The 7,850-nt window shown below is 71.2% G+C and carries 1 protein-coding gene; it reads right to left on the minus strand.

Features of this window, described 5'->3' with window-relative positions; translation table 11 throughout:
- A partial coding sequence (locus tag ABZ707_RS33035) for an SDR family NAD(P)-dependent oxidoreductase (RefSeq protein WP_360182527.1) occupies positions 1 to 7,802 on the minus strand: 7,802 nt, incomplete at its 3' end.
- Between the last annotated feature and the right edge of the window lie 48 nt (positions 7,803 to 7,850).

Consider the following 7,850-nt stretch of genomic DNA (forward strand, 5'->3'; position numbering starts at 1 on the left):
ACCGCCCAGTGCAACGCCACCAACGACGACGAACACGCCGTATCCACCGTCACCGCCGGCCCCTCAAGCCCCAGCGCATAGGCCACCCGACCGGATACGACACTCGCGGCATTGCCCGTGCCCATATGCCCTTCGAGGCCCTGGGTGTCGTCCAGCAGCAGCGAGAGATAGTCCTGGCCGTTGGTGCCGGCGAAGACACCGGTCCTGCTGCCCCGCAGGGTCGCTGGATCGATACCGGCCCGCTCCAACGCCTCCCACGACGTCTCCAGCAGCAGCCGCTGCTGCGGATCCATCGCCAGCGCCTCACGCGGCGAGATGCCGAAGAACGCGGCGTCGAAGTCGGCGGCGTCGTCGAGGAAGCCGCCCTGCCGTGTGTAGGTCGTTCCCTCTGTGGCGGGGTCCGGGTTGTAGAGGGATTCGATGTCCCAGCCACGGTCCATGGGCATGTCGGAAATCGCGTCGCCACCGGAGGTGAGAAGTTCCCACAGCTCCTCCGGAGACCGGACCCCGCCGGGGAAGCGGCAGCTCATTGCCACAATCGCGATCGGGTCGTCGGACACGGCCGCGACCACCGTCCCGATGACGGCCTCCTGCTCGCCGAGGAGTTCGGTGCGCAGGAAGTCGGCCAGTGCGATGGGTGTCGGATAGTCGTAGATGAGCGTGGCCGGGAGGCGCAGCTCGGTTGTGGCGTTGAGCCGGTTGCGCAGTTCGATCGCGGTCAGTGAGTCGAAGCCGATCTCCCGGAACGCGCGGGCGCCATCGATCTCGGTCACGTCGGCGTGGCCGAGTACGTCGGCCACCTGGGCTCGGACGAGGTCGAGCACGGCCTGTTCCCGTTCCGTCTTGGGCAGGCCGAGGAGCCGGGTGGTCAGGGCGGGCAGGCTTTCGGTGGCGGCGCTGCCGCCGCGCCGGTTGTCCTGGGCGTGCGCAGCAGCGCCCCGGACCTCGGGCAGATCTCCGATCAGCGGGCTGGGTCGTACGGCCGTGAACCCGGGTGCATACCGCTCCCAATCAATATCCGCGACCGTCACGACCGCCTCGTCCGCCTCCAGGACACGCTGGAGAGCATCGATGGCCGACTCGGGGTCCATGGGCGGTACGCCACCACGGCGCATCCGCGCCGCCAGCGCATCGTCCGACGCCATCCCACCCTCGGCCCACGGCCCCCACGCCACCGACGTCGCCACCAAACCCTCAGCACGCCGCGACTCCGCCAACCCATCCAAAAACGCATTCGCCGCCGCATAATTCGCCTGCCCAGCAGCGCCGACCGTACCGGCAATCGAAGAAAACAACACAAACGCGGACAGATCCATCCCACGCGTCAACTCATGCAAATGGACCGCCGACGCCACCTTCGCCCGCCACACCCCCTCAAACCGCTCCGGCGTCAAACCATCCAGCACACCGTCATCCAGCACACCAGCCGCATGCACCACCACCGACAACGGAGACCCCACCGGCAACGACTTCAACAACCCACCCAACGCCTCCCGATCAGCCACATCACACGCCGCAACCGTCACCCCCACACCCAAACCCACCAACTCATCCCGCAACCCCACCGCCCCCGGAGCCGCCAACCCACGACGACTCACCAACACCAAATGATCCACCCCACACCCCACCAACCACCGCGCCACACGCCCACCCAACACACCCGTACCACCCGTCACCAACGCCGACCCACCAACCCGGAACCCCCCACCCGCACCCACAGAAACACCCGACGACCCCACAGGAAGAACCACCCGCGACAAACGACGACCAAACACACCAGACGACCGCACAGCCACCTGATCCTCACCACCCACCACCCCCGACAACACACCCACCAACCGCGACACCACCCGCCCATCCACCGCCTCTGGCAGATCCACCAACCCACCCCACCGACCAGGCAACTCCAACGCAGCCACCCGACCCACACCCCACACCGCCGCCTGACCCGGCCGCACCACCCCATCCGACCGACCAACCGACACACCACCACACGTCACACCCCACACCGGCGCATCCACACCCACATCACCCAACGCCTGCACACAAGAAACCGTGGCCACCACCCCAGCCACCTCATCCAACGCCAACAACGACACCACACCCGCGATCGGCTGGGCGCTGTCGTCGCCGAGTTCCGCACGAAGACGCTCGGCGAGCGGCGCCCGGTCGTTCTGCCCGGGGGTCACCAGGACGCGCCGTACCTCCGCGCCGCGTTCGGCCAGCCCGTCCAGCACCGCCCTGACCAGGGTGGATTCGTCGGCCGCCGAGGGAACCATCACGAGCCAGACACCGGAGAGCCGGGCGTCCGAGACCATGGGGAGTGGCTTCCAGCTCGCCCGGTAATGCCATGCGTCCGGCCCGGTGAGACGCTCTTCGTCTCTCCGCACAAGGGCGGTCATCGGGTGTTCCGGCCAGTACCGCCGGCGCTGGAAGGCATACGTCGGCAGCTCGACTCGGCGGGCGGCCGTCCCGGCGAAGAACGCCTTCCAGTCCGGTGCCATGCCCCGTACATACAGGCCGGCGAGGACAGCGGTCACCGTCTCGGGCTCGGGCCGGCCGCCACGGAGCGCGGGAATGAATGTGGCCGTGTCGCCGGTGACGCACTCCTGGGCCATGGCCGTGAGCACGCCTTCCGGGCCCAGCTCCACAAAGGTGCTGACGCCCTGTGCCTCAAGGGTGCGTACGCCGTCGAGAAAACGTACGGGCTCGCGGACGTGCCGTACCCAGAACTCGGGGTCGCCCAGCTCGTCCGCGGAGACAAGGGTGCCCGTCAGGCTCGACACCATCGGAATGCGCGGAGCGTCGTACGACAGTCCTGCGGCCACGTCCCGGAACGCGTCCAGCATCCCGTCCATATGGGGCGAATGAAACGCGTGGCTGACCGTAAGCCGCTTGGTCTTGCGCCCCTCCGCCTCGAAACGCGCCGCGATCTCCAGGACAGCGTCCTCGTCACCCGACACCACCACCGAAGAAGGACCATTGACCGCGGCGACAGCCACCCGGTCCGACAGCAGCGGCAGCACCTCGTCCTCCGACGCCTCCACCGCCACCATCGCCCCACCCGACGGCAACGCCTCCATCAACCGGCCACGCGCCGCCACCAGCACACACGCGTCCACCAGCGACAACACACCCGCCACATGCGCCGCGGCGATCTCACCGATCGAATGCCCGGAGAGGAAGTCCGGCGTCAGGCCCCAGCTCTCCACGAGCCGGTGGAGAGCGACCTCGATCGCGAACAGAGCGGGCTGGGTGTACCCGGTACGGTCAAGGAGTCCGGCGTCGTCTCCGAACAGGACGTCCTTCAGGGGGCGTTCGAGTGCCCCGTCCAGCTCGGCGCAGACCGCGTCCAGCGCGTCCGCGAACACCGGATACGCCGCGTACAGTTCACGTCCCATGCCGAGGCGCTGACTCCCCTGCCCCGTGAACAGGAACGCGCGCTTGCCGGCCGCGACCGATGTGCCCTGGGTCAGACCGGCCGTACCGCGTCCGTCGGCCAGCGCCTCCAGGCCCCGGCGCAGCGCGTCGTTGTCCCGCCCGATGATGACCGCGCGGTGTTCGAGGGCTGAGCGTGTGGTGGCCAGGGCGTGGGCGAGGTCCGGCGCGGCGTCCGGCCGGGCGGTCTCCAGGTGGGTGCGGAGTCGCTCGGCCTGCGCGCGCAGCGCCGCCGCGGTGCGGGCCGACAGGGTCCACGGGAGTACGGGGAGGGTGTTCTGGGCGGCCGTGTCCGGCGCGGCCGTGGGCTGCTGGGGTGCCTGTTCCAATACGGCGTGTGCGTTGGTGCCGCTGTATCCGAAGGAGGAAACGCCGGCGCGGCGCGGACGGTTCTCGGTGTCCGGCCAGTCCTGGGCCTCGGTCAGCAGCTCGATGTCACCGGCGGACCAGTCGACGTGCGGCGTCGGCTCGGCCACGTGCAGGGTCCGTGGCAGCAGCCCGTGCCGCATCGCCAGCACCATTTTGATGATGCCCGCGGCGCCCGCGACGGCCTGGGTGTGGCCGATGTTCGACTTGACCGAGCCGAGCAGCAGGGGCCGCCCCTCGGGCCGGTTCTGGCCGTAGGTGGCGAGCAGGGCCTGGATCTCTATGGGGTCGCCGAGGGTGGTGCCCGTGCCGTGGGCCTCCACCGCGTCCACCTCGGCCGCCGAGAGCCCGGCGTTGGCGAGGGCCTGGCGGATGACACGCTGCTGCGACGGGCCGTTGGGCGCGGTCAGGCCGTTGGACGCGCCGTCCTGATTGACGGCGGTGCCACGGACGAGCGCGAGCACGGGGTGTCCGTTGCGCCGCGCGTCGGACAGCCGCTCCACCAGGAGCATGGCCGCGCCTTCCGACCAGCTCGTACCGTCGGCGTCCGAGGAGAACGCCTTGATGCGGCCGTCGGCCGCGAGTCCGCGCTGGCGGCTGAACTCGGTGAATGCGCCGGGCGTGGACATGATGGTGGCGGCGCCGGCGAGGGCCAGCGAGCACTCTCCGTTGCGCAGTGCCTGTGCGGCGAGGTGCAGGGTGACAATCGACGACGAGCAGGCCGTGTCGAGTGTGAGTGCGGGGCCTTCGAGTCCGAAGGTGTAGGAGATCCTGCCGGAGGCGACGCTGGCGGCGTTGCCCGTGCCGAGGTGGCCTTCGAGGCCCTCGGGGTCGTTGAGCCAGAGCTGGAGGTAGTCCTGGGCGTTGGAGCCGATGAACACGCCCGACTTGCTGCCGCGCAGGGTCGCGGGATCGATGCCTGCCCGCTCGAACACCTCCCAGGAGGTCTCCAGCAGCAGCCGCTGCTGGGGATCCATCGCCAGGGCTTCCCGGGGCGAGATCCCGAAGAACGCGGCGTCGAACTCGGGTGCGTCGTGCAGGAATCCGCCTTCGCGGGTGTAACTCGTGCCCTCGCGGTCGGGGTCGTCGCTGTAGAGGGTGTCGAAGTCCCAGCCCCGGTCGGCCGGGAACGCGGAGATGCCGTCCCCGCCCTCCGCGAGCAACTGCCAGAGATCTTCGGGCGAGTTGACGCCGCCGGGGAAGCGGCAGCTCATCGCGATGATGGCGATGGGGTCGTCGTCCGAGGCCGTGATCGCCCGGTCCGGGAGAGTGTCGGCCGGATCGTCACCGATGATCTCGGTGCGCAGATATCCCGCCAGGGAGCTGGACGTCGGATAGTCGAAGACAAGGGTGGGAGGCAGCCGCAGACCGGTCGCGCCGCCCAGTTGGTTGCGCAGTTCGATGGCGGTGAGCGAGTCGAAGCCCAGTTCCTTGAACGCCCTGTCGGCCTCCACGGCGTCGGGCCCCGCGTAGCCCAGCACGACCGCGACCTGGGTACGGACCAGATCGAGCAGCAGCCGGTCCTGTTCCGCGTCGCCGAGCCCGGCGAGCTGCCGCTGGAGCCCGGACATGCCGCCGCTGGCGCCGTTGGTGTCGACGGCGCGCCGTGCCGGGACGCGTACGAGTCCGCGCAGCAGCGGCGAGAGCGTGCCCGCGAGGGCCTGGGTTCGCAGGGCCGCCGGGTCGATCCGCATCGGGACGACGGCCGCCGCTCCGGTGGCGACGGCGGTGTCGAAGAGTGCCAGGCCCTCCGCCGCCCGCAGCGGTGGCAGTCCCGCGCGCTTCATACGGCTGATGTCGGCCTCGTCGAGCCTGCCGACCATGCCGCCCTCGGCCCAGGGGCCCCAGGCCAGGGAGGTCGCGGTGGCCCCGGTGGCGCGCCGGTGTTCCGCCAGGGCGTCGAGGAACGCGTTGGCCGCGGCGTAGTTGCCCTGCCCCGGGCCGCCGAAGACGCCGGCCACCGAGGAGAAGAGTACAAACGCCGACAGGTCCAGGCCCTGGGTCAGTTGGTGGAGGTTGACCGCGGCGTCCACCTTGGGGCGGAGCACGCCCGCGATCCTTTCGGGGGTCAGGGAGCCGATGACCCCGTCGTCCAGCACACCGGCCGTGTGGACGACGGCCGTCAACGGGTGCCCGGCGGGAATGGTCTCCAGCGCTCCGGCCAGTGCGTCCCGGTCGGCCGCGTCGCACGCGGCCCACGCGACATCGGCGCCGGCCTCGGACAGCTCGGCCGTCAGCTCGGTGGCGCCGGCGGCGTCCGCGCCGCGCCGGCTGAGCAGCAGCAGGCGTCGCACGCCGTGCTCGGCGACAAGATGCCGGGCCACCAGACCGCCCAGCATTCCGGTGGCTCCGGTGATCAGCACGGTGCCGTCGGTGTTCCAGGGGGCGACCGCTGCCGGGTCGGTCGCGGCGACACGCGCCAGCCGGGGAACGGACAGCACGCCGTCGCGTACGGCGATCTGCTCCTCCCCCGAGGCCAGTGCGGCGGGCAGGGCCCGGGCCGAGACCGCCGCTGCGTCGAGGCCGAGGTCGAGGTCGACCAGGAGAATACGGTCCGGGTTCTCCGACTGCGCGGAGCGGACCAGCCCCCATACGGCGGCGGCAATCGGGTCGACGGCCGGCGCACCGGCTGGGCCGGCCGGGGCGGCGCCGGCCACGGCGCCGTGCGTCACGATGAGCAGGCGTGTGTCGGCGAGACGTTCCTCGGCCAGCCATGCCTGGACAACGGCCAGTGTGCCGGTGACAGCGCTGTGCGTCGCGTCGGCGCTCAGCTCCGCCGCGCCGCCCGCTCCGTACGGCTCGTAGCAGACGGCCGAGGGCGGCTCGGCGTCGCCTGCCAGGGCGCCGACGAGTGCCGCGAGGTCCTCGTAGCGGTCGTAGGGCACTCCGGACGCCGAGGCGGCCCCGGACGCGCCGAGCACCGCCCACCGGTCGTTCGTGTCATGCGCCGCGACGGCCGTCGCGGGAAGCTCCGCCCACTCCAGACGGAACAATGACTCGTGGTGGGCGGCCCCCGCCGCCCGCACCTGCTCCTCGGAGACCGGGCGCAGTACGGTCACCGCGGAGGCGACCGGTGCGCCTGCCGCGTCGGCGAGTTCGAGCCGTACGCCGCCCGCGCCCGAGGCGGAGAGCCGCGCTCGCAGCGCCGAGGCGCCGGTCGCGTGCAGGGAGACGCCGGTCCATGCGAACGGCAGCCGTCCCTGCCCCTCGCTGCCGCCGAGACCGCCCAGGCCGAGAGCGTGCAGGACCGCGTCGAACAGGGCCGGGTGGAGGCCGAAGTCCTTGGCGGCCGAGACGGTGTCGGCGGGCAGCCGCACCTCGGCGAAGACCTCGTCGCCGCGCCGCCAGGCGGATTGAAGCCCCTGGAATACCGGGCCGTACGCGAGCCCGCCCGCCGCCAGGTCCGTGTACAGGTCGTCGGTCGCGGCCTCGGTCGCGCCGGGCGGCGGCCACTGGGTGAGGTCGAAGGAAGGACCCGGCGCACCGGCCGCGAGCACGCCCGCCGCGTGCCGGGTCCACATTCCGTCGGTCGACGCGTCCGTGGCGTCCTGCGGCCGGGACGACATGGTGAAGGGCCGGCGGCCGTCGGTGGTCGGCCCGCCCACGACGATCTGGAGCCGGACGGCTCCGCGCTCGGAGAGCACCAGGGGCGCTTCGAGGGTCAGCTCTTCCAGAAGGTCGCAGCCGACCTGGTCACCGGCGCGGACGGCCAGTTCCACAAAGGCCGTGCCGGGCAGCAGGACGGAGCCCATGACGGCGTGATCGGCGAGCCACGGGTGGGTGTCGAGGCCGAGCCGTCCGGTGAGCAGGAAGCCGTCGGAGTCGGCAAGGGTGACACCGGCGCCCAGCAGGGGATGGTCGGCCGGGTCGAGGCCGACCGCTGTCACGTCGGCAACGCGGAATCCGGGCTCCAGCCAGAAGTGCTGGTGTTGGAAGGCGTACGTCGGCAGGTCCACACGCCGGGCACCCGTGCCCGCGTAGAACGCAGCCCAGTCCACCTCCACCCCCCGCACATGAAGACGAGCCACCGCCGACGTCAGCGCCTC

The organism is Streptomyces sp. NPDC006923 (assembly GCF_040635655.1).
Taxonomy (GTDB): Bacteria; Actinomycetota; Actinomycetes; order Streptomycetales; family Streptomycetaceae; genus Streptomyces.